At 62.7% G+C, this 21,836-nt stretch carries 21 protein-coding genes; 12 read left to right on the plus strand and 9 right to left on the minus strand.

The window, feature by feature from the left end; all coding sequences use genetic code 11:
• The first annotated feature begins 242 nt into the window (after positions 1-242).
• The 5 genes from IGS58_RS24475 (at position 243) to IGS58_RS24495 (ending at position 5,414) form a co-directional block, all read left to right on the plus strand.
• Positions 243-1,655: a HAMP domain-containing sensor histidine kinase gene (locus IGS58_RS24475; protein WP_070257870.1), complete on the plus strand. Its 1,413-nt coding sequence runs from the start codon at positions 243-245 to the stop codon at positions 1,653-1,655.
• Positions 1,652-2,194: a hypothetical protein gene (locus tag IGS58_RS24480; RefSeq protein WP_070257871.1), complete on the plus strand. Its 543-nt coding sequence runs from the start codon at positions 1,652-1,654 to the stop codon at positions 2,192-2,194. The genes IGS58_RS24475 and IGS58_RS24480 overlap by 4 nt, the downstream gene beginning before the upstream one ends.
• Positions 2,191-3,558, plus strand: coding sequence for a sigma 54-interacting transcriptional regulator (locus IGS58_RS24485; RefSeq protein WP_070257872.1), 1,368 nt, complete (start codon positions 2,191-2,193; stop codon positions 3,556-3,558). Before IGS58_RS24480 ends, IGS58_RS24485 begins: the two co-directional genes overlap by 4 nt.
• A gap of 267 nt (positions 3,559-3,825) precedes the next feature.
• Positions 3,826-4,188, plus strand: coding sequence for a BON domain-containing protein (locus IGS58_RS24490; protein WP_034752546.1), 363 nt, complete (start codon positions 3,826-3,828; stop codon positions 4,186-4,188).
• 212 nt (positions 4,189-4,400) lie between these two features.
• The gene (locus IGS58_RS24495; protein ID WP_070257873.1) at positions 4,401-5,414 is read left to right on the plus strand and encodes a bile acid:sodium symporter family protein; all 1,014 of its coding nucleotides are present in this window, start codon (positions 4,401-4,403) and stop codon (positions 5,412-5,414) included.
• Here IGS58_RS24495 and IGS58_RS24500 read toward each other — a convergent pair.
• Together IGS58_RS24500 and IGS58_RS24505 are read right to left on the minus strand one after the other, a co-directional pair.
• The gene (locus IGS58_RS24500) at positions 5,366-6,829 is read right to left on the minus strand and encodes a UdgX family uracil-DNA binding protein (protein WP_230522920.1); all 1,464 of its coding nucleotides are present in this window, start codon (positions 6,827-6,829) and stop codon (positions 5,366-5,368) included. The two genes, IGS58_RS24495 and IGS58_RS24500, sit on opposite strands and share 49 nt — an antisense overlap.
• A complete protein-coding gene (locus IGS58_RS24505; RefSeq protein WP_230522921.1) occupies positions 6,826-8,058 on the minus strand; it encodes a putative DNA modification/repair radical SAM protein in 1,233 nt (410 codons plus the stop codon). Before IGS58_RS24505 ends, IGS58_RS24500 begins: the two co-directional genes overlap by 4 nt.
• Before the next feature lie 212 nt (positions 8,059-8,270).
• Here IGS58_RS24505 and IGS58_RS24510 point away from each other — a divergent pair, with 212 nt between their 5' ends.
• From IGS58_RS24510 to IGS58_RS24535, 6 genes are all read left to right on the plus strand, one after another.
• A complete protein-coding gene (locus IGS58_RS24510) occupies positions 8,271-8,795 on the plus strand; it encodes a hypothetical protein (protein ID WP_139144210.1) in 525 nt (174 codons plus the stop codon).
• Positions 8,796-8,868: 73 nt separating this feature from the next.
• Positions 8,869-9,240 (plus strand): hypothetical protein, encoded by a 372-nt coding sequence (locus IGS58_RS24515; protein WP_230522922.1) that lies wholly within the window; start codon positions 8,869-8,871, stop codon positions 9,238-9,240.
• Between the two features lie 214 nt (positions 9,241-9,454).
• On the plus strand, positions 9,455-10,213 hold the full coding sequence (gene modA, locus IGS58_RS24520) for a molybdate ABC transporter substrate-binding protein (protein ID WP_230522923.1): 759 nt from the start codon (positions 9,455-9,457) through the stop codon (positions 10,211-10,213).
• 17 nt (positions 10,214-10,230) lie between these two features.
• Entirely contained in the window at positions 10,231-10,902 is a 672-nt protein-coding gene (gene modB, locus IGS58_RS24525) for a molybdate ABC transporter permease subunit (protein ID WP_034782706.1), read from the plus strand.
• Positions 10,903-10,919: 17 nt separating this feature from the next.
• Positions 10,920-11,621 (plus strand): sulfate/molybdate ABC transporter ATP-binding protein, encoded by a 702-nt coding sequence (locus tag IGS58_RS24530; RefSeq protein WP_034782708.1) that lies wholly within the window; start codon positions 10,920-10,922, stop codon positions 11,619-11,621.
• Between the two features lie 40 nt (positions 11,622-11,661).
• On the plus strand, positions 11,662-12,429 hold the full coding sequence (locus tag IGS58_RS24535) for a TOBE domain-containing protein (RefSeq protein WP_230522964.1): 768 nt from the start codon (positions 11,662-11,664) through the stop codon (positions 12,427-12,429).
• 92 nt (positions 12,430-12,521) lie between these two features.
• Here IGS58_RS24535 and IGS58_RS24540 read toward each other — a convergent pair whose 3' ends face one another.
• Complete coding sequence (locus IGS58_RS24540; protein WP_230522924.1) at positions 12,522-15,596, minus strand: response regulator; 3,075 nt, start codon at positions 15,594-15,596, stop codon at positions 12,522-12,524.
• 249 nt (positions 15,597-15,845) lie between these two features.
• Between IGS58_RS24540 and fnr the strand changes: the two genes are divergently transcribed.
• Positions 15,846-16,604: a fumarate/nitrate reduction transcriptional regulator Fnr gene (fnr, locus tag IGS58_RS24545; RefSeq protein WP_034782711.1), complete on the plus strand. Its 759-nt coding sequence runs from the start codon at positions 15,846-15,848 to the stop codon at positions 16,602-16,604.
• A 3-nt stretch (positions 16,605-16,607) separates the two neighbouring features.
• On the opposite strand, the gene IGS58_RS24550 is transcribed toward fnr, so the two are convergent.
• From IGS58_RS24550 to ccoN, 6 genes are all read right to left on the minus strand, one after another.
• Positions 16,608-17,132, minus strand: coding sequence for a FixH family protein (locus tag IGS58_RS24550; RefSeq protein WP_070257879.1), 525 nt, complete (start codon positions 17,130-17,132; stop codon positions 16,608-16,610).
• Between the two features lie 102 nt (positions 17,133-17,234).
• Positions 17,235-18,617 carry a cytochrome c oxidase accessory protein CcoG gene (gene ccoG / locus IGS58_RS24555; RefSeq protein WP_034782714.1) on the minus strand — a complete coding sequence of 461 codons (1,383 nt, stop codon included), beginning with the start codon at positions 18,615-18,617 and terminating at the stop codon, positions 17,235-17,237.
• Between the two features lie 2 nt (positions 18,618-18,619).
• Entirely contained in the window at positions 18,620-19,540 is a 921-nt protein-coding gene (ccoP, locus tag IGS58_RS24560) for a cytochrome-c oxidase, cbb3-type subunit III (RefSeq protein WP_230522925.1), read from the minus strand.
• Positions 19,533-19,736 (minus strand): cbb3-type cytochrome oxidase subunit 3, encoded by a 204-nt coding sequence (locus IGS58_RS24565; protein ID WP_230522926.1) that lies wholly within the window; start codon positions 19,734-19,736, stop codon positions 19,533-19,535. Before IGS58_RS24565 ends, ccoP begins: the two co-directional genes overlap by 8 nt.
• Position 19,737: 1 nt before the next feature.
• Complete coding sequence (gene ccoO, locus IGS58_RS24570) at positions 19,738-20,352, minus strand: cytochrome-c oxidase, cbb3-type subunit II (RefSeq protein ID WP_034782720.1); 615 nt, start codon at positions 20,350-20,352, stop codon at positions 19,738-19,740.
• Positions 20,353-20,367: 15 nt separating this feature from the next.
• The gene (gene ccoN, locus IGS58_RS24575) at positions 20,368-21,795 is read right to left on the minus strand and encodes a cytochrome-c oxidase, cbb3-type subunit I (protein ID WP_034782722.1); all 1,428 of its coding nucleotides are present in this window, start codon (positions 21,793-21,795) and stop codon (positions 20,368-20,370) included.
• Between the last annotated feature and the right edge of the window lie 41 nt (positions 21,796-21,836).

Raw genomic sequence — 21,836 nt, forward strand, 5'->3', positions numbered from 1 at the left:
GGGGCTGCATCACATATGGGGGCAAACTGGCGCAATGCCAGGGCGGGCCCCAGTTTGATGCCTGTATGAAGCTTTTCCCTATTGTACTAGGAGTATTCGTGCGCCGCCGCCGGGGCCTTGCCGGCGGCTGGAAAAGCGACAGTGTTGCAAAATTGATCATTTCAGAGTGGGTGGCGTCTCCGAATGAAAGCTTAGCGTACCATGCGCCTTTTACTGTCCAGACTGAACCGAAGGCGCCTACCTTGTCCCGACTTTCCTTTCGCCAACTGTTATTTGCCGCCTTCATTTTGACGACGGGCATTTTGACGGCCACCTCCGTGCAAGCCCTGCTGACCCTGGAACACCTGGCGCGGCTGGGGCGCGAGACGGCGGCGCAGGCGATTGCCTTGACGGAACAGTCGCAGCGCCTGTCCGAGCGCACGCTGGCCATGGAGCGCAGCGCGCGCCAATTCCTCGTGCTCGACGACCCCGTGTTCCGCGAGCGCTACGCGGCGGCCCGCGACGAAGCGACGGCGGCGCTGCAAGTGCTGAACCGGGCCACGCCCGAGTTCGCTCCCCAGCTGGCCGACGAATGGACGGTGCAGGCGCAATCGGCGTGGGAAGTCTTGCAAGCGGGTAAGCGCCGCAAGCGCGATGGCCATGCCGTCGTGTACCGCGCGTTTGCCCGCATGACGCAGATCAATGACAGCCTGGCGCGCGAAAGCAAGACGGAAATCGGCAGCCGCAACGACGCCCTGCTGGCCGAGCTGGAACGCCAGCGCCGTCTGCTGGGCGTGCTGGTGGGCGGCGCCGTGCTGCTGGCGGCCGTGCTGGCCACCTGCTTTGGCTTCTTGCTGTCGCGCCCGCTGCGTCGCATCGAGACGGCCATCGAGCGCCTGGGCGACAAGCGCTACGACCAGCCCATCGTCGTCGGCGGACCGGCCGATACGCGCCGCCTGGGCCAGCAGCTCGACTGGCTGCGCCAGCGCCTGGCCGATCTCGATGCCGACAAGGAGCGTTTTTTGCGCCACATTTCGCATGAGCTGAAAACGCCGCTGGCAGCCCTGCGCGAAGGCGTGGCCTTGCTGGAAGACGAGGTGGCCGGCAAGCTCAGCGACAGCCAGCGCGAAATCGCCGGCATCCTGCAGCAAAACACGGCCTCGCTGCAAACCCAGATCGAAGACTTGCTGCGCTACAATACCGCCGCTTTTGACGCCCAGCACCTGGCGCACAGCAAGGTCGATCTGCTGGTCTTGCTGCAAGATGTGGTGGCCGGGCAGCGCCTGCAATGGCTGGCGCGCCGTTTGACGGTCGAGGTGCAGGGCGAGTCCCTGATCGTGCAGGCCGACCGCGACAAGCTGGCGACGGCCTTGGCGAACCTGCTGTCGAATGCCGTGCGCTTCAGCCCGGAAGGCGGCACCGTACGGTTTACCCTGTCTTGCGAAGGCGGCCGCGTGCGCATCGACTGCATCGACGAGGGAGCCGGCGTGGCGCCCGAGGATGCCGCGCGGATTTTTGAACCGTTTTACCAGGGAGTGCGCCAGGCGGCCGGCGCGCGCAACGGCAATGGCATCGGCCTGTCCATCGTGCGCGAATATATCGCCGCCCACGATGGCAGCGTCACTCTTTTACCGCGCCCCGCCGGCGCGCATTTTCGGATAGAACTGCCCTTATGATGACGAGAATTTCCCTGGCCGGCATGGCCGTCAGCGCGCTGCTGTTGGGCGCTTGCGCCGCCAAGCCCCCCATCCAGACGCCCGTGCTGGTGCAAACGCCGCCGCGCGTGGTGGTGGTGGCCGATCCCCAGCTGACCGAATTGCTCGCGTATCAAGGCGCCTTGCGCCTGATGACGCCGTCGGAACTGGTGAAAGCGCAGCTGGACCTGGCCAAGGCCGATCACGCGCCGCACAACACGCTACGCCGCGCCATGCTGCAAGCGGCCTTGCGCGGTCCCGGCGACCTGGCCCGCGCGCAAGCCTTGCTGGAACCGCTGGCCACGGCCACGGGCAAGGACGCGCAATTGCTGGCGCCGTTGGCGCAATTGCTCGGCAGCCAGTATGCGGAGCTGCGCCGCCAGGAAGAGAGCATCGACAAGCTCAACACGCAGTTGCGCGACGCCCAGCGCCGCATCGACCAGCTCAATGAAAAACTGGAAGCACTGAAAAACATCGAGCGCAGCCTGTCCGTGCGCCCTGCCGCGGGAGCGCCGAAATGAGCGAGCACGCCCACATTCTATTGGTCGACGACGATCCCGACCTGCTGCGCCTGCTGACCATCCGCCTGAAGGCGGGCAACTATCGGGTCACGGCCGTGGGCAGCGCGGAAGCGGCACTGGCGCGTCTGGCCGTGGAATTGCCGGCCCTGGTCATTACCGACGTGCAATTACCGGGCCGCGACGGCCTGGCCTTGTTCGATGAAATCCGCCGCCAGCATTCGGCCCTGCCCGTGATTCTCTTGACGGCGCACGGTACCATCCCCGACGCCGTCGACGCGACGGCGCGCGGCGCGTTTGCGTATCTGACGAAACCGTTCGACGGCAAGCTGCTGATGGAAAAAGTGGCGTATGCCATCAACTTGTCCACCGTCATGCCGGCGGCAGCGTCCGGCGACGAGAGCTGGCGTGCCGAGCTGATCAGCCGCAGTTCGCAGATGGCCGAACTGCTGGCCGAAGCCAAGCTGGTGGCCGGATCGGACGCCAGCATCCTGATCCGCGGACCCTCCGGCACGGGCAAGGAATTGCTGGCGCGTGCCTTGCACAACGCCAGCCGTCGCGCCAAGGCGCCGTTCATTGCCGTCAACTGCGGCGCCATTCCCGAGCAGCTGCTGGAATCGGAACTGTTTGGCCACGTCAAAGGTTCGTTTACGGGGGCCGTCGGCAACCGCGAAGGCTTGTTCCAGGCGGCCGATGGCGGCACCCTGTTTTTAGATGAGATCGGCGACATGCCCTTGCCGCTGCAGGTGAAACTGCTGCGCGTGCTGCAGGAACGGGCCGTACGCCCCGTGGGCGCCGACCAGACGCGTCCGGTCGACGTGCGGCTCCTGTCCGCCACGCACCGCGACCTGGACGTGGCCATGCAGGAGGGGCAATTCCGCGAAGACTTGTATTACCGCCTGAACGTGGTGACCTTGACCCTGCCGCCGCTGGCCGAGCGCCGCGAAGATATCTCCCTGCTGGCGAATCATTTCCTGCAGAAACTGGCGGCCAAGTACCAGAAACCCCTGAATGGCTTCGCCCCTGACGCCTTGACTGCCCTGGTGGCCGCGCCATGGCCTGGCAATGTGCGCCAGTTGGTCAATGTCGTCGAGCAAGTGTGCGCGCTGGCCACGGCGCCGCTGGTGCCCTTGTCCCTGGTGCAGCGCGCGCTGCGCGTGCCGTCCCTGGAGGCGCTCAGCTACAACGAAGCCAAGCAGCGTTTCGAGCGCGACTACCTGATTCAATTGCTGCGCCTGACGGACGGCAACGTGGCCGACGCGGCCCGCCTGGCCGACCGCAACCGCACGGAGTTCTACCGTTTATTACAGAAATACGAGCTGACGCCGGCCCTGTTCCGGCTTGACGGCGACCCTGTCGCTGAATAGCGACAAAAATAAAGCGTTGAAAATCAGGGGCTTGGCGTAAAACATTGACGGTCTTGCCACAAACTGTCGCTGTCAGGCGACAAAAAGCCCCGTTTTTCCGGCCAGATCCGTCTGAAACGCGCTGGAAAAATCGAGTTAGAATGTAAGTCATTGATTTTCAAGGAAATTTAAAAGCTGGCACGGTGCTTGCTGTATGGGTAGATGTGACGCTTCAAAGTGTTGCTTTATCCAAGTAAGAAGCTTTTAACTTCATTGAGAGGAACTACCATGCAAACATCGAAACTGTTCAATACCCTGGTTGCCGCTATCGTACTGTCGGGCGCCTCGATCACCGCTTCGCATGCAGCTGACTCCGCCCCAAAAGCACAAGCTCCTGCTGACACCGTAGTGGCCGCCAACGCTGCCGCTGCCGTCCCTGATGAAACCATCACTTCCTCGGCCAAGGCCGCCCTGAGCGCCGATGCGCAAGCCGCTGCCCTGCCAGTCAAGGTAGCAACCCAGCAAGGTGTGGTCGTCCTGTCGGGCGACGTGCCGAGCGCCGAAGCGGGTGACCGCGTCGTGCAGATCGTCGCTTCCGTGAGCGGCGTGAAAGAAATCAAGAACGAGCTGAAAGTCAAAGCCGCCGGTTAATCCCCTCGCGCTGTACTTTACTCCGGGTTGCCCTGTCTGCGGACAGGGCATTTTTTTGTCTGTCCGGTTTGCGCTGAAAAGCCAGGCCATGCCATCAGGCAAGGAATTGGGCAATACAGGTAGAATAGCCAGTACTGGCGCCGCTCCCGGCGCTGTTTGTCATCCCCGGCACAGCATGCTGTTGCAAGGCTGCACCGTTACCAGGCTACCGCATGTCTTCTTTTTCCCCCGCTGCCCTGTTGCGCAATCTGAAACCCGATAATTTCACCATCGCCCTGCTCGTCACCGTGGGGCTGGCCACATTCCTGCCCTGCACGGGCCAGACGGCCGTGGTCTTCGGCAACATCACCACCGTTGCCATCGGCGCCCTGTTCTTCCTGCATGGCGCCAAGCTGTCGCGCGAAGCCGTGGTGGCCGGCGCCATGCACTGGCGACTGCACTTGCTGGTGCTGGCCAGCACCTTTGTCCTGTTTCCGCTGCTGGGCCTGGCCCTGCGTCCGCTGGCGCTGACCTTCCTCACGCCCGACCTGTACATGGGCATCTTGTTCCTGTGCGCCCTGCCGTCCACCGTGCAGTCCTCAATTGCCATGACGGCCATGGCGCGCGGCAACGTGCCGGCCGCCATTTGCAGCGCCTCGGCCTCGAATTTCATCGGCATTTTCCTCGCCCCCATTCTGGTGGGCTTGCTGGTAGCCAAGGGCGCGGAAAGCAAGTCGTCGGTGGACGCCGTGCTGTCCATCGTCATGCAGCTGCTGCTGCCATTCCTGGCCGGCCAGTTCCTGCGCCGCTGGATCGGCCGCTGGGTTGACCGCCATAAAGCCACCCTGAAATATGTCGACCAGGGTTCGATCCTGCTGGTGGTCTACACGGCCTTCAGCGAAGCCGTCAGCGAAGGCCTGTGGCATACGATTTCGGTGGAAACCCTGGTCGCCCTGGGCTTGATCAGCCTGCTACTGCTGGCGCTGGTGCTGGGCATTTCCACCTTCATCAGCCGCCGCCTGGGTTTCAACAAGGAAGATGAAATCGCCATCGTCTTTTGCGCCTCGAAGAAAAGCCTGGCCAGCGGCGTGCCGATGGCCAAGGTGCTGTTTTCCACCCGTTCGCTGGGCATGGTGATCTTGCCGCTGATGCTGTTCCACCAGATTCAGCTGATGATCTGCGCCGTGATCGCGCAACGCTATGCGCGGCGCGATGAGGGGCAGGAAGTGCCGGCTTCAACGCTGTGATGGCTATCCTGCCCTAGCAGCAGCGCCTGCCGCAACCCCGCCACGATCACTTCGTAAGCTTGCCGCCGGCTCCCCTCATCGGGCGCGCGCAGCACATACGAGGGGTGATATACGGCGACCACCCAGCGCCCATCGTGCCGGATCGGCGTGCCGACCAGCGGCGTCATGCTTGCCGCGCCGTCCTGCAGGATGGACTTCAATGCCGTGCTGCCCAGCGCCACGATCACTTGCGGTTTTACGCTGGCCAATTCCTGTTCCAGCCAGCCATGGCAGGCGAGGATCTCGCGCTGCGCTGGCGTCTTGTGCAGGCGGCGCTTGCCGCGTGGTTCCCACTTGAAATGCTTGACGGCATTGGTCAAGTAAATACTGTCGCGCGCCATGCCCGCTTCCCGCAGCGCCTGGTCCAACAGCGCGCCAGCCGGGCCCACGAAGGGCAAGCCTGCCAGGTCTTCCTGGTCGCCCGGCTGCTCGCCCACCAGCATGATGCGCGCCTGTGGCGGCCCGGCGCCGGGCACGGCTTGCGTGGCGTGCTGCCACAGCGTGCAGCGGCGGCATTGGTCCAGGGTGGTGGGCAGTTCGCGCGCGGGCTGGGCGCGCTCGGCGGAGAGCGGGATCATGGTGGCGCCGCTGCGCTGGCCCACGCTGGCCGTCTGGCCCGTGCGCCGTTCGCCGTTGGCGGCGCCGCTGAGCATGGCGGGCACGATGGCGCCTTCGGGCAAGTTCTTCCAGAAGCGCGAGGGGATATGGCTGCGCAGCAGGCCGGCATTGACGCGCGCGGGATTGAAGATGCTGCGGTAGTAGGTCAGCCACAGGGCTTCGCCCGCATCGTCGATATCGGCCGCTCCGCGCAGCAGGGCCGGTCCCGCATGCAAGGTCGTGCCATCCCACAGCATGCTGGCGACGGGCGTGGCGATCATCCAGCTGGCAGATCCCATGCGGCGGGCGAAGTGGCGCGCCACCTGCGGCAGCACGTCGTGCGTGGGCTCGAACCAGGCCACGAAGCGGGGTGCGCCCTCACTTTCCGCCCGCTCGCGGAAACGCACATACGCATGCATGTCGTGCTCTTCGCGGCGCACGGCCTTGGCCATGGCGTGCAGGCGCGCGCCGTCCGCGTCGGCGGGAGAAAGTACATCGTGCTGGTCCAGTTGCCAGCGCCAGAGCACCTGGTACAGGAAGGCCCAGCGATCCGGGGCACTAAAACAGGCGGCGCTTTCCAGCAATTCCACCAGGGAACGGGGCAGGCGCAGCAGTGGCGCGCTGGTATCCGTCGCATCTGGCGTCGAGGAAAACAGGTCGCCATCACCGGGCTGTGACTGCCAGGCAACGTCGGCAGGCGGCACGCCGCGCGCGATCAGTTCGCGCGCGGCCGCGCGCCACTCGTCGAACGATTGCGCCAGCCGCACCACCGTACTCATGCGGCCTGCAGCTCCGGCCACAAATTCATCTGCTGCGGCGCTTCCGCCAAGGCGCGGCGCAGGTGTTCCGAGGCGGTGGTGTCGCGTGCGGGAAAGTAGTCGGCCGTGATGATGAAGGGGGCGATTTTCTTCATGCTGCAGCGCAGGCGCGACAGGTCGGCGTAGCGCACTTGCCGCAACTGGCGCAGGTCGACGATGCGCTGCGCGTTGCGCAGGCCGATGCCGGGCACGCGGGCGATCATGTGCTGCGCCGCGCGGTTCAAGTCCAGCGGAAAATGTTCGCGGTGCGCCAGCGCCCACGCCAGTTTCGGATCGATATCGAGCGCCAGGTTGCCGCCCGTGGCGGGCAGCAGTTCGCTGGCCTGGAAACCATAGCTGCGCAGTAAAAAGTCGGCCTGGTACAGCCGGTGTTCGCGCAGCATGGGCGGCGGCGCCAGCGGCACGCTTTTCGGGCTGTCGGGGATGGGGCTGAAGGCCGAGTAATACACGCGCTTGAGTTTGTAGCTGCCATACAAGGTCTCAGCCGTGGAGAGGATTTGCTGGTCGTCGCTGGCGTCGGCGCCGACGATCATCTGCGTGCTTTGCCCGGCCGGCGCGAAACGCGGCGCGCGCGGTTCTTCCGCTTTCTCATCGAGCTTGCGGCGGATGGCGCCCATGGCCAGCTTGATCGTATGCACGCTTTTTTCCGGCGCCAGCTTTTGCACGCTGTCCTGCGTCGGCAGTTCGATATTGACGCTGAGCCGGTCGGCATAGCGGCCCGCCTGCGCGACCAGGGCGGGATCGGCGTCTGGGATGGTTTTCAGATGGATATAGCCGCGGAACTGGTGCACCTCGCGCAACTCGCGGGCCACCTGCACCAGCTGCTCCATCGTGTAGTCAGCCGACTGGATGATGCCGGAACTGAGGAACAGGCCGTCGATGTAGTTGCGCAGGTAAAAGTCGGCCGTCAGCTTGACCACCTCGGCCACCGTAAACCGCGCGCGCGGCACGTTCGAACTACGGCGGTTGACGCAGTACTGGCAATCGTACAGGCAGTAATTGGTCAGCAGCACTTTCAGCAGAGAAACGCAGCGCCCGTCCGGCGTGTAGCTGTGGCAAATGCCCATGCCGGAGGTGGCGCCAAAGCCGTCCTTGCCGATGGAATCGCGTTTGGGCGCGCCACTGCTGGCGCAAGACGCGTCGTACTTGGCCGCGTCGGCCAGGATTTCCAGCTTGTCCGTCAATTCCATGGTGCACCCCGATATACTGTGTTTATATACAGTATATCAGGAATGCAGTGCGACATAGTACGCAAGAGGCTGCGTTATTTGGCCATTGAGGAATGGCCTGCAAACGGTAAGGACATTGCATATAAGTAATGAAATATAGTGCTAGGATGTCAATGTTAGCTGGCGTTTCATTCTGTGAGGCGCTTAGCCAAAAATACCTCCGATCCACTCCCATGTTCAGCCTATTTCAGAAAAAACTCGTTCTATTATTTCTCGTCCTTTTCTTCCAGAGCCCGTTCGCGCAAAGCGATACCCTGCCCAAGCTCTCTGCCGTCTCCACAAACGCCTGCGATAAAAAAAATGGCGCATTGCAGATTAGTGTCGTGCTGGACAAGACCATCGCCGCCGCACACGAACCCGTTGGCGTGACCATCATGGTGGCGAATACCGGTAGAGATACCTTGCACTTGCCGGCCTTCATGGAACTGGAATCCTATTGGCTGCGTTTCGAGGTGCTCAATGAAAAAAACCAGCGGGTACGCTGGTTGGGGCCGGAAATGAAAATACTGGAGACAGATGACAAGGTCTCTTTGGAACAAGGCTATCAATGGGGAAGAAAGTTCCGTGATTTCGAGCGGCGCTACGCTGTATCCAAGGCCGGCATGTATCGCATACGGGCCATTTATGGCATATCGCCAGAGGGACGCTGTCCATTTGGCCGCGTCGTCTCGGAAGTCGTCAGCTTGCGCATCCGCTAGCAGGCGGCGTGCACTGGTTCGCAGACAAGCATGTCGTGATGTTTTGGTACTTGCAATGCAGGAGGCTGAGGCCATGAAGCAGGAAATAAAATTAGGCATAGGAGCCGCTCTGCTGGTTCTTTTTGCGTATTGGGTCATGCAGGAGCGGCGTACGACCGGTGAGGAACCAGTCGTTACGCCGCTGGAGCAGCGGGCGATCGATGGTGATGGAAAGGCCATTGCCGAACTGCGCCAGGAATATTTGAAAAAAGGCGAAGTATCCACAGCGAATTACTGGCTGTATGCGGGAGCCCTGCGCGGGAATGCCGCATTGGTGGAGGAATATGCGCAACGGTTTGCGGCGATGTCGGAAGACAGGCAGGCGGCGCAAATACAAGGCATCAAGACCAGTTCCGCATCGCCCGCGCAAAAAAAGGCCTTGCTTGAGAGGCTAGGAAAAAATTGAACGGCCAAGTTAAGCGATGAATTTGCTCGATCCGCTTGATCGCTTCCCTGCTGGCAGGTGTCATTGACGTACCGCAGCCAGCTGCCATTTCCCGGCGCTGGCTGCATTTTCCCTCATTTGCTCTTTGCCATTGCTTGACCCATGCGATGGCAGAACGCTATATATAAGTGTATATTACGCTCCTTGTTCACTGTTCACTTACAAGGATACGATCATGCGCCTCACCTCCCTCGCCCGCCTGCTTGGCACCGCTCTTCTCGCTACTGCCGCCAGCTCCGCCTTTGCCGGCGAAGTGGTGGTGTCGGCCGCGGCCAGCCTGACGAATGCGTTCAAGGATGCGGCGCAGAGCTATGAGGCGCAGTATCCAGGCAGCAAGGTGTCCTTGAACTTTGCCGCCTCGGGCGTGCTGCTGCAACAGATCGTCAAGGGCGCGCCCGTCGACGTGTTTGCCTCGGCCGACCAGGAAACCATGGATGCGGCGCAAAAGCAGGGCCTCGTCTTGCCGGCCGACCGCATGGATTTCGTCGGCAACAGCCTGGTGCTGATCGTGCCGCACGATAGCAAGCTGGGCATCAAGAGCCTGGGCGACCTGACGCAAAAAAGTGTGACCCGCGTGGCCATCGCCAACCCGGCCAGCGTGCCCGTCGGCCGCTATTCGGAAGGCGCGCTGAAGAAGGCCAAGCTGTGGGATGCCGTGCAGACCAAGGCCATCGGCACGCAGAACGTGCGCCAGTCGCTCGACTACGTGGCGCGCGGCGAAGTCGATGCGGGCTTTGTCTACGCCACCGACGCGGCCATCATGAAAGACAAGGTCAACGTGGTGCTGGACGTGCCATTGGATGCGCCCGTGCTGTATCCGATCGCCACCATCAAGGGCAGCAGCAATGCCGCCGAAGCGAAGCGCTTCGTCAGCTACCTGCAGACGGCGCCGGCGCAAGCCATCCTCGCCAAGTACGGTTTCAAGAAGCCATAATTCAGGTAGGCGCCTGCATGGATATCGCCTGGACCGCGCTGGCCCTGTCGCTCAAAGTGGCGGCGTGGGCCACGGCGCTCAATTTGTTGCTCGGCATCGGCACGGGCTATCTGCTGGCGCGCACGCGTTTTCCCGGGCGCGAGCTGCTCGACGCCCTGTTGACCCTGCCGATGGTGATGCCGCCTACCGTACTCGGCTATTACCTGCTGGTGCTGCTGGGCCGGCGCGGCACCCTGGGCGTCTGGCTGCAGGACAGCTTCGGCATCAACCTGATTTTTACCTGGCAGGGCGCCGTGATCGCCTCCACCGTGGTCGCCTTTCCCCTCGTCTTCAAGCCGGCGCGCGCCGCCTTCGAGGCCGTCGACGGCCAGCTGGAGCAGGCCGCCCGCGTGCTGGGCATTTCGGAAATGGCGATTTTCTTTCGCGTGACCTTGCCGCTGGCCTGGCGCGGCATCCTGGCCGGCGTGCTGCTGGGCTTTGTGCGCGCCCTGGGCGAATTCGGCGCCACCCTGATGGTGGCCGGCAGCATCCCCGGCAAGACGCAAACCCTGTCGGTGGCCGTGTATGAAGCCGTGCAGGCGGGTCAGGATGACGTGGCCAATACGCTGGTCCTGATTATCTCCTTTGTCTGCATCGTGGTGCTGTTGTCGGCTGGCCGCCTGGCGCCCGGGCGCATCGCGCACAAATGACGGCTATGATGACGCCTATGCAACTCGACCTCGACATTCGCGCCACCTTGCGCTCTGGCAAACGCCGCTTCGACATGCAAGTGCAATGCACGTCCGATAGCCAGCGCATCGCCATGTATGGCCCGTCCGGCGCAGGCAAGAGCATGACCCTGAAAGCCATTGCCGGACTCTTTACGCCTGACGCGGGCCATATCCGCCTGAACGGGCGCACCCTGTTCGATGCCGCCGCCGGCATCAACCTGCCGCCGCAGCAGCGCAATGTCGCCTACCTGTTCCAGGATTACGCGCTGTTCCCGCACCTGACGGTGCGCCAGAACGTGGGATTTGGCCTGGCGCGGGGCTGGTTCAATCCGCGCGCGCGCGAAAAATTGCAGAAGGTCGAGCATTGGCTTGACGCCTTCCACTTGCAGGAACTGGCGCATCAGTTTCCCGACGAGTTGTCCGGAGGCCAGCGCCAACGGGTGGCGCTGGCGAGGGCGCTCGTGGCCGAGCCAGCCGCGCTGCTGCTCGACGAGCCGTTTGCCGCCCTCGATCCGGCCCTGCGTGTCAAAATGCGTTTGGAACTGAGCCAATGGCAGCAGCGCCTGGACGTGCCCATGATCCTGATCACACACGATCCGGAAGATGCGCGCATCCTGGGCGAGCATGTGCTGTACTTGCGCGACGGACAGATCGATAACAGGGAAGAACACATGGCATTGGGTGAACGCATTGGATAAATCAGCGGCAGCGGAAATCGGCTTGCAAGGCTCGGTATGGATGACGGTGGGCGGAGAAAACCTGGGCGGCGCCGGCCGGGTGGAATTGCTGGGCGCTATCGCCGAATGCGGCTCCATCACGCAGGCGGCCAAGCTTGTGAAGATGAGCTACAAGGCGGCCTGGGACGCCATCGACGCGATGAACAACCTGGCCGGCGAGCCGCTGGTCGAGCGCCTGACGGGCGGCAAGGGCGGCGGCGGCACGCGGCTGACGCAGCGGGGGCGCCAGCTGGTCGACAATTTCCGCATCATCGAGCGTGAGCATGCCCGCTACCTGCGCCAGCTGGGCAGCCAGGCGGAAGGCATCGCCGACGATCTTTTACTCATACGGAGAATGGCCATGAAAACCACGGCACGCAATCAATTCCTGGGCAAGGTGGCCGAACTGAAACAGGGCGCCGTCAACGACGAAGTCACCCTGGAATTGCCCGGCGGCCAGCAGATCGTCGCCATCGTCACGCAAGGCAGCAGCGCCAGCCTGGGCCTGGTGCCGGGCGCGGAAGCGTTTGCGCTGATCAAGGCTTCGTCCATCATCCTTGTGGCGGACAGCGAAGGCGCGCGCTTTTCCGCGCGCAACCAGCTGGCCGGGGTCGTGACGCGCGTGCAGACGGGTGCCGTCAACACGGAAGTGGTGCTGGACCTGCCGCGCGGCGGCACGATTGCGGCCATCATCACCAACCAGAGCAGCACCGACCTGGGCATCGCCATCGGCAGCAGCGTGACGGCGATTTTCAAGGCATCCAGCGTGATCCTGGGCGTGCCCGCGTAAATGGGGTAGGTCGGATTAGCGCGCAAGCGCGTAATCCGACAAGGTTCCGGGGTCAGACCCGGCGGGTCTGACCCCAGTTTTACGTTGCAGGCTTAATCCTTCAGCCTGGACAACCAATCCGCCGCCGCCGCCAGCGCCTGCTCCAGTTCCTGCGCCGTGTGCGCCAGCAGCGCCGGCACCTCGTCCAGGCGGCCCGCGTCGATGGCTTCCTCGGTGGCGAACGCGGCGCGGATCAGGCGTTTCGTGCCCAGGGTGCCCACGGAGCCGCGCACGCCGTGCAGGATGCGCGCCACGTCGCTGTGGCGGCCCGATTGCAACGCTGTTTCGGCGTCGCGCACGGGCGTCATGCCCTTGTTCAGCGCGTCTTCCACCATGCGCCGCAGCACGCCGCGCCCCTTCGCGTCGCGTCCCATCACGCGCATCAGCGGCGCCATGGAAAACACTTCTTCATCGGCGACGCGTACCGGCTCGGCCGCCTGCACTTGCGGGCGCTTGGGCAGGTGGCGCAGGATGACTTCCATCATCTCTTCCACCACCACGGGCTTGGCGATGAAGTCGCTGATGCCGGCCGTCATGCAGCGCTCGCGCTCGGACGCCAGCACGCCGGCCGTCATGGCGATCACGGGCAGGTTCAGGCGCAGTTCCGTGCGGATGATGTGGGTGGCGCTGAAACCGTCCATGACGGGCATCTGCATGTCCATCAGCACGATGTCGTAGCGCAGCGCTTCCGTGCGCAGCCGTTCCACGGCTTGCAAGCCGTCGCCCACCACGTCCAGGGTGGCGCCCATGTGTTCGAGGATGCCGCGCGCCACGGCCTGGTTCAAATGATTGTCTTCCACCAGCAGGAAATGCACGCCGGCCAGTTCCGTGCCCAGCGGCTGGTGCAGGATGCGCTGCTCGCCGCCGTCATTCTTGGCGATCAGCGCCTGGTGCAGGGCATCGAACAGGCTGGAGCCCGTGATCGGCTTCATCAGCACGACATCGGCCTCGGCCGCACTGGAGATTTCCTCCAGGTGGTTGCGGGCGAAGGCGTTGACCATCACCACGATGGGCTGGCGCTGGCCGCTGGCCGCCTGGCGGATGGCCTTGGCCGTGGCCAGTCCGTCCATCACGGGCATGTGCCAGTCGGCCAGCACCACGTCATACGGCTGCTGCTGCGCCAGGCGTTCGCGGTACAGTTCGATGGCGGCAAAGCCGGAGTCCACTTCGTCGGCCAGCCAGCCCCACGCCTCGATCAGCTTGACGATCAGTTCGCGCGTGGTGCGGTTGTCGTCGGCCACCAGCAGGCGCAGCTGGCCCAGGGCCGGCGTGCGCCGCGTTTCGGCCGGCTGCGCCAGCATCTCGAAGGGCACGCTGAACCAGAAGCGGCTGCCCTTGCCTTCGCTGCTGGCGACGGCGATGTCGCCGCCCATCATGTGGATCAGCTGCTTGCTGATGGCCAGGCCCAGGCCCGTGCCGCCGAAGCGCCGCGTGATGCTCTGGTCGGCCTGTGAAAACGCGGCAAACAGCTGCTGTTGCTGCAGTTCCGTCATGCCGATGCCCGTGTCGCGCACTTCGAAGCGCAGCCAGGCGCGGCCACTCTCGCTCTCGGCCAGGCTGACGGCCACTACCACTTCGCCGCTCTCGGTAAACTTGATGGCGTTGCCGGCCAGGTTGACGAGAATTTGCTGCAGGCGCTGGGCGTCGCCGACGAGGCGCCGCGGCACGTCGGGCTCGACGGCGATGGCCAGTTCCAGCTCCTTTTCGCCCGCATTCATCGTCATCGTCGTGGCCAGGGTATTCATGACTTCATCGAGGTCGAATTCGACGGGCGACAATTCCATGCGGCGCGCCTCGATCTTCGAATAGTCGAGCACATCGTTGAGGATGCCCAGCAGCGACTGGCCCGCCACTCTGACCATGGTCAGGTACTTGCGCTGTTCCGTGTCGAGCTTGGTATTGCCCAGCAAATACACCATGCCCAGCACGGCATTGAGGGGCGTGCGGATTTCATGGCTCATGTTGGCCACGAAATCGCTCTTCGCGCGGTTGGCCGCCTCGGCCCGGTCGCGTTCCTGCTCCAGCTCCGCCGCGCGCGCTTCGAGTTCCTGCTGCAGGCGGTCGCGTTCGCTCATCAGGCCATTGAACGCTTCCGTCAGTTCGCCGATCTCGTCGCGCTGCTGTACCGGCACGGGGGTGAAACGGCTGCCGCTGGTGCGCAGGGCCAGCAGGGTATCGCGCAGGCGCACCAGCGGCGACAGCAGGCGCACGGTAACCCAGCCCAGAACGGCAGCGGCCAGCAGCGAAGCGAGGATGCTCCACAGCACCAGCCGGTACAGCACGCCATCGAACGGTTCGAAGGCATCCTCGACGGGCAGCGAGGCGGCCAGCAGCCAGTTCACGGATTTCAGGCGCTTGAAGCTGTTGACGGCCGTGATGCCGCGGCTGTTGGTGCTGACCATGCTGCCTTCGCCATCCTCCTTCAGCAGCTGGGTGGTCGTCAGGTTGGCGTTCGGCTTGCGCGGCTGCAGCAAACGGCTGGTATCGGGGTGCAGCACGTAGCGCGGCACGGCGCCGCGCGTGAGGATGAAGTAATAGCCGCTCTTGCCGATCTTTTCCGAGCGCAGGCGGCCCAGCAGATTGTCCTTGTACAGGCGCAGCACGCCGATCACCACGCCGGCCACCTGGCCATCGGCGGCCAGCACGGGCGCCACCATCTGCACGATGGGCATGCCGCTCGACTTGCCCAGCATCGGCTCGGTAATCATGGGCTGGCGCGTGCGCAGGACGGTCTGGAAATACTCGCGCTCGGCGACGTTGATGCCGGCGCGCCCCGTCACTTCCGGCATGTCGGCCACGATGGCGCCATGCGCGTCGAGCACCAGCACGTCGTCGAACAGCACCAGCATCGAGCGGCGCGCATAGTATTCGCGCAATTGGGCGGGCTGGGCGATCAATTCCGGCGGCTGCTGCCTGGCCGTCAGGGTGACAATCTGCAGCAGCATGCCCAGCTTGTCGTCGAGCTCGGCAGCGGTGCGGCTGATCAGCGATGACTGCTGGCTCAGCAGTACTCGGGTGAAGTCGTCGCGCATGTGCTGCACCTGGATCATGGTGACCAGCGCGATCATGGCGATCGAGGTCAGGCTGGTGGCCAGCGCGACTTTTGCTTTAATGCCGAGAGGCTTCATGATTTCCTTTTCAGTGCCGGGCGGCACAGGCGGCAGATAATGCTGTCAGGAATTTTCCTATCAATACCCCAGCTTGGCAAGCGCCGCCGCGCAAATTGCCCGCCCCGTATGGGCTTTTGACGATGTTGCCATATAATTAAAGGCTGGACGTCGTTTATTCGCCGAATTTACGGTGAAATTGGCATACGGCAACCCTGTATGCAGCTGTATGCAGTAAACTTGTTGTTGCATTTTCTAAAAGGTACCGACATGACTGAAGCGCTCCTCACTCCAACCTTGCCCACCGTGAACGTGGAGGCGTTGCGTGCACGATGCTCGACCTGCAGCATGCATCAATTGTGCCTGCCGATGGGCCTTGATGTGGGCGACATGGATCGGCTGGACCAGATCATCGGCCGCCGCCGCAAGATCGTGCGCGGGGCCTCGCTGTTCCGCATCGGCGACTCGTTCCAGAACCTGTACGCGATCCGCCTGGGGCACTTCAAGACCTACCAGATCAATCCGGGTGGCGAAGAGCAGGTGACGGGTTTCCAGATGGCCGGTGAACTGCTGGGCATGGATGCCATCAGCGCCGACCGCCACCACTGTAATGCCGTGGCGCTGGAAGACAGCGAAGTGTGTGAAATTCCGTTTTCCAGCCTGGAACAATTGCTGGGCAATATGCCGACCCTGCTGCGTCATTTCCACCGCATGATGAGCCAGGAAATCACGCGCGAGCAAAGCGTCATGCTATTGCTGGGCAATATGCAGGCGACCCAGCGTTTTGCCGCCTTCATCGTCAACCTGGCATCGCGCTATGAAGCACGCGGCTATTCGGGCAGCAATTTCCAGCTGCGCATGTCGCGCGAGGAAATCGGCAACTATCTGGGCCTGACCATCGAAAGCGTCAGCCGCTTATTGTCGAAATTCAAGAAGGAAGGCTGGCTGCGCGTCTCGAACCGCGAGATCGAAATCCTGCAGCCGGCCAAGTTGAAAGCGATTACGGCCGGCACGGACGTCTGCAAATAAGACTTACAGTTCTTCATCCGCGTGCAGCGCGATGCTGCGCTGCAGGGGCCAGGTCCAGATGCCGGACAGCCGCCACTCGCGTTTGTCGTTTTCCACCAGCACTTGCCAGCGGCTGCGCTCGAGCATCGGCAGTGCTACGGAAAAATTGCCGGCCGCATCGGGCTGCACCAGCAGCTTGATATCCTTTTCCGGCAGGGTCGCATGCGCCAGGTGCAGCTGCAGCGGCGCCTGATAGGCCTTGCCGAAGCTGTGCACGGAACCACTGAGGCGCGCTGCAGCCACGTCATATGACAGGCGCGTATCCATGGCCAGGTCGCTGGCGATCGTGTCGCGCTTCAAATCCTGGTTGATCGCCTTGCCCTGCTTGTAATAATCGCCCACCACCAGCGCATCGGGCTGCGTAAACGCGATATAGCCCATGAAGCTGCCGACGACCACGGACAGGCCGGGACCGATCATCAGCAGCCATGGCCAGCGATGCTTGTACCACGGTGCAACGGGGGGTTGCAGTTTCAGACTGTCGGACATGGTGTTTCTCCTGTTTAATCAGCCAGTCCCCGCATGGGGACCGGCCTTCCTGCAACTTCGTGGCGGCGGCGAGGGCACCCGGTCCCCGTCCGCCTTTCCTTGTTAACGTGGCACGATGAATACCGCGCTTTCACGCACATGCAGCGATGGATCGTCCAGCGATTGCAATTCGATCGCAATCTTGTTCGAGCCCTTCTCTCCCACGCCGTGCGGTACGCGCAGGCGGATCGGCCAGCCCAGCGTTTCCGTCGGCTGCAAGGTCACTTCTTCGCGCGTCAGCAAGGTCAGGCCCGGCAAGCCGGAAGCGCTGATTTTAAAATGCTGGCTTTGCTCGGACGTATTCATGATCTGCAGGCGGTAGACGTTTTCGATCATGCCGTCTTCGACTTCGCGCCCCATCGAACCGCGGTCGCGGATCACGTCCATTTTCAGGGGCGTGCGCAGGGCCAGCGACGTACACACGGCGATGATGATCAGGGCCAGGATGGAAGTGTAGATCAAGACGCGCGGGCGCATGGCGCGCTGACGTATCTGCTTCGAATTGAAGTTGTTTTCCATCGCATGGTCGGTGCTGTAGCGTATCAGGCCACGCGGCCGCTCGACCTTGTCCATCACGCTGTTGCAGGCATCGACGCAGGCGGCGCAGCCGATGCATTCATACTGCAGGCCGTTGCGGATATCGATGCCGGTCGGACACACCTGCACGCACAGGGTACAGTCGATGCAATCGCCCAGCTTGTCGTTGTTGCCGGCCTTCTTGCTCATGGCGCCGCGTGGTTCGCCGCGCTTGGCATCGTAGGTGATGATCAGGGTGTCCTGGTCGAACATGGCGCTCTGGAAGCGCGCGTAGGGGCACATGTATTTGCACACCTGCTCGCGCAGCCAGCCCGCGTTGCCGTAGGTTGCCAGGCTGTAGAACAAGACCCAGAACCATTCCCAGGGACCGAAATTGAGGGTGGTCACCGACTGCGCCAGTTCCTTGATCGGCGTGAAGTAGCCGACAAAGGTAAAGCCCGTCCACAGGGCGATGGCGCCCCATACCAGGTGCTTGGCGGTCTTCTTGAAGGCCTTGCGCACGGAGGGGCCCTGCTTGTCGAGGGCCATGCGCGCGCTGCGCGTGCCCTCGATGCGGCGTTCGACCCACAGGAAAATTTCCGTGTATACCGTTTGCGGGCAGGAGAACCCGCACCACACCCGCCCGGCAATGGCCGTGACGAGGAACAACAAATACGCACAGATGATCAGCAGGGCCGCCAGATAGATGAAATCCTGGGGCCACAGCACGACGCCGAAAATGTAGAACTTGCGCGTGGTCAAATCGAACAGCAGGGCTTGCCTGCCATTCCAGGTCAACCACGGCAAGCCGTAGAACGCCAGCTGGGTAAGCCATACGCATACCCATCGCCAGGTAGCGTAGCGTCCTTTGGCCTCGCGAGGGTAGATTTGCTCGCGGGCCGCATACATCTTGATGACTTGAGGTTCCATTTTTACTTTGCGGGCGCCTGCGGATTCGACAGGCTCCAGACATACGCCGACAGCACGTGTACCTTGGATTCGCCGAGGAAATCGCTGAAGGCCGGCATGGTGTTGCTGCGTCCCTTGCGTACGGTTTCCATGATGGTATCGGCGCTGCCGCCGTACAGCCAGGTCTTGTCCGTCAGGTTCGGCGCACCGAGCATCTGGTTACCCTTGGCATCGGCGCCATGACAGGCCATGCAGGCGCCAAACTTGGCCTTGCCCAGCACGGACTTGACGGGATCCGAGGTCGAGCTGGACAGGCTCAGCACATAATGGGCCACGTTCTCGACATCCTTTTCGGAGCCCAGGGCGGCGCCCATCGGTGGCATTTGCCCATTGCGGCCGTGCAGGATGGTGGTCTTGATGACGTCGGGTTCGCCGCCATACAGCCAGTCCTTGTCGGTCAGGTTGGGGAAGCCCTTGTTGCCGCGTGCATCCGAACCGTGGCATTGCGCGCAGTAGGTCAGGAACAGGCGCTGGCCGATGGCTTGCGCCTGCGGATCGGCGGCCACCGTCTTCAAGTCCTGGCTCAGGTACTTGTTGAACAGCGGACCGTAGTCGGCTTCCGCCTTCTTCAGTTCTTCCTCGTACTGGCCCGTCGATTTCCAGCCCAGGCTGCCGGCATAGTTGCCCAGGCCCGGATACAGGAACAGGTACGCCAGGGAGAAGACGATGGTGATGTAGAACAGCCACATCCACCAGCGCGGCATCGGCGTGTTGAGTTCCTTCAAATCCTCGTCCCAGACGTGGCCCGTGGTGCCGTCAGCGGGGGCGCCCTCGACCACTTTGATTTTCGACTGCGAGTACAGCAGCACGCCGCAGCCGATGATGCCCAGCAGGGACAGCACGATGATGTAGATATTCCAGAAGCCATTGGTAAAGTCAGCCATGGTTATGCTCCTTCGCCAGGGGCATTTCGGCTTCGGCCGGATAGTCGAGCGCGTCGTCGGCGAACGGCAGGCGTGCCGCCGCGTCGAAGTCGCTGTTGCTGCGGCTGAACGTCCACCACAGGATACCCACGAACGTCGTAAAGGAAACCACCGTCATGACGCTGCTGGCGCTGTCAAACAGGTTTTCGATTGCCATGCTAATTCCTTGTTTTGATTAATGTACCGAGGCCTTGCAGATAGGCGACCAGGGCGTCTTCTTCCGTCTTGTCCTGCAGCTGCGCAGGGCCGGCGGCGATCTCTTCATCGCTGTACGGCTGGCCCAGGCGTTTCAGGGCGCGCATCTTCGGCATGATCTCGTCAGGCACCAGCTTGGTCTTCGCCAGCCAGGGGTAGGACGGCATGTTCGACTCGGGCACCACGTCGCGCGGGTTGTTCAAGTGCGTGCGGTGCCATTCGTCGCTGTAGCGCGCGCCCACGCGGGCCAGGTCGGGGCCCGTGCGCTTGGAACCCCACTGGAACGGACGGTCGTAGACGAATTCGCCGGCGACCGAATAGTGGCCATAGCGTTCCGTTTCCGCGCGCAGCGGACGCACCATCTGCGAGTGGCAGTTGTAGCAGCCTTCGCGCACGTAAATGTCGCGGCCCGCCAGGCGCAGCGGCGAGTACGGCTTCAGGCCGGCGACGGGTTCCGTCGTGCTCTTCTGGAAGAACAGGGGAACGATCTCGACGGCGCCGCCGATGCTGATCACCACCGTGACCAGGGCGATCAGCAGCCAGGGGTTTCTTTCAATCCATGCATGTGAAAATTTCATTTGCTTTCGCTCCTATCAGGCGTGCGCCGCGTTCAGTTCCGGAATGCGGGCGACGGGGAGTTTGCTGCCGCGCAAGGTCATCCAGGTGTTGTAGCCCATGATGCACATACCCGACAGGTACAGCAGGCCACCGGCCACGCGCACCACGTAGTACGGATACGTCGCTTTCACGCTCTCGACAAAGGTATAGGTCAGGGTGCCGTCCGGATTGACCGCGCGCCACATCAGGCCCTGCATCACGCCGGCGATCCACATTGCCGCGATGTACAGCACGATGCCGATGGTGGCCACCCAGAAGTGCACGTCGACCAGGCGCGTGCTGTGCATCTGCGTGCGGCCAGCCAGGCGCGGCAGCAGGTAGTAGATCGAACCCATGGTGATGAAGCCCACCCAGCCCAGGGCGCCCGCATGCACGTGGGCAACGGTCCAGTCGGTGTAGTGCGACAGCGAGTTGATGGTCTTGATCGACATCATCGGACCTTCGAAGGTGGCGATGCCGTAGAACGACAGCGAGACGATCATGAATTTCAGGATCGGATCGGTGCGCAGCTTGTGCCAGGCGCCCGACAGGGTCATGATGCCGTTGATCATGCCGCCCCAGCTTGGTGCCAGGAGTACCAGCGAGAAGACCATGCCGATCGATTGCGTCCAGTCAGGCAATGCCGTGTAGTGCAGGTGATGCGGGCCGGCCCACATGTAGGTGAAGATCAGCGCCCAGAAGTGGACGATCGACAGACGGTACGAGTACACGGGGCGCTCGGCCTGTTTCGGGATGAAGTAGTACACCATGCCCAGGTAGCCGGCGGTCAGGATGAAACCCACCGCGTTATGGCCGTACCACCACTGGATCATCGCGTCCTGCACGCCCGCATACGCGGAATACGACTTGGTGAACGAGGCTGGCATGACGGCGCCATTGACCACGTGCAAGATCGTCACGGCCAGGATATAGGCGCCGAAGAACCAGTTGGCCACGTAGATGTGCTTGACCTTGCGCTTGATCAAGGTGCCGAAGAACACGATGGCGTAGGCGATCCAGACGACGGCGATGAGGATGGCGATAGGCCATTCCAGTTCGGCGTATTCCTTGCCGCGTGTCATGCCCAAGGGCAGGGTGACGACGGCGCACAGGATCACCGCTTGCCAGCCCCAGAACGTGAAGGCGGCCAGTTTGTCGGAAAACAGGCGCACCTGGCAGGTGCGCTGGACAACGTAGTACGAAGTAGCGAACAGGCCGCAGATGCCGAAGGCGAAAATCACCGCATTCGTGTGCAGCGGACGCAAGCGTCCGTATGTCAGCCATGGTATGTCGAGGTTCAGGGCAGGCCAGGCCAGCTGAGCGGCGATGATAACGCCAACCAGCATGCCGATGATGCCCCATACCACAGTAGCGACCGCGAATTGCTTCACGATCTTGTAGTTATAGTTCAGCGATTGATCCACAAAGACTCTCCCTGGAATTACTATTTATGATGGTGGCCAGA

The sequence above is a fragment of the Janthinobacterium sp. EB271-G4-7A genome (genome assembly GCF_020858075.1).
Lineage (GTDB): Bacteria > Pseudomonadota > Gammaproteobacteria > Burkholderiales > Burkholderiaceae_D > Janthinobacterium > Janthinobacterium lividum.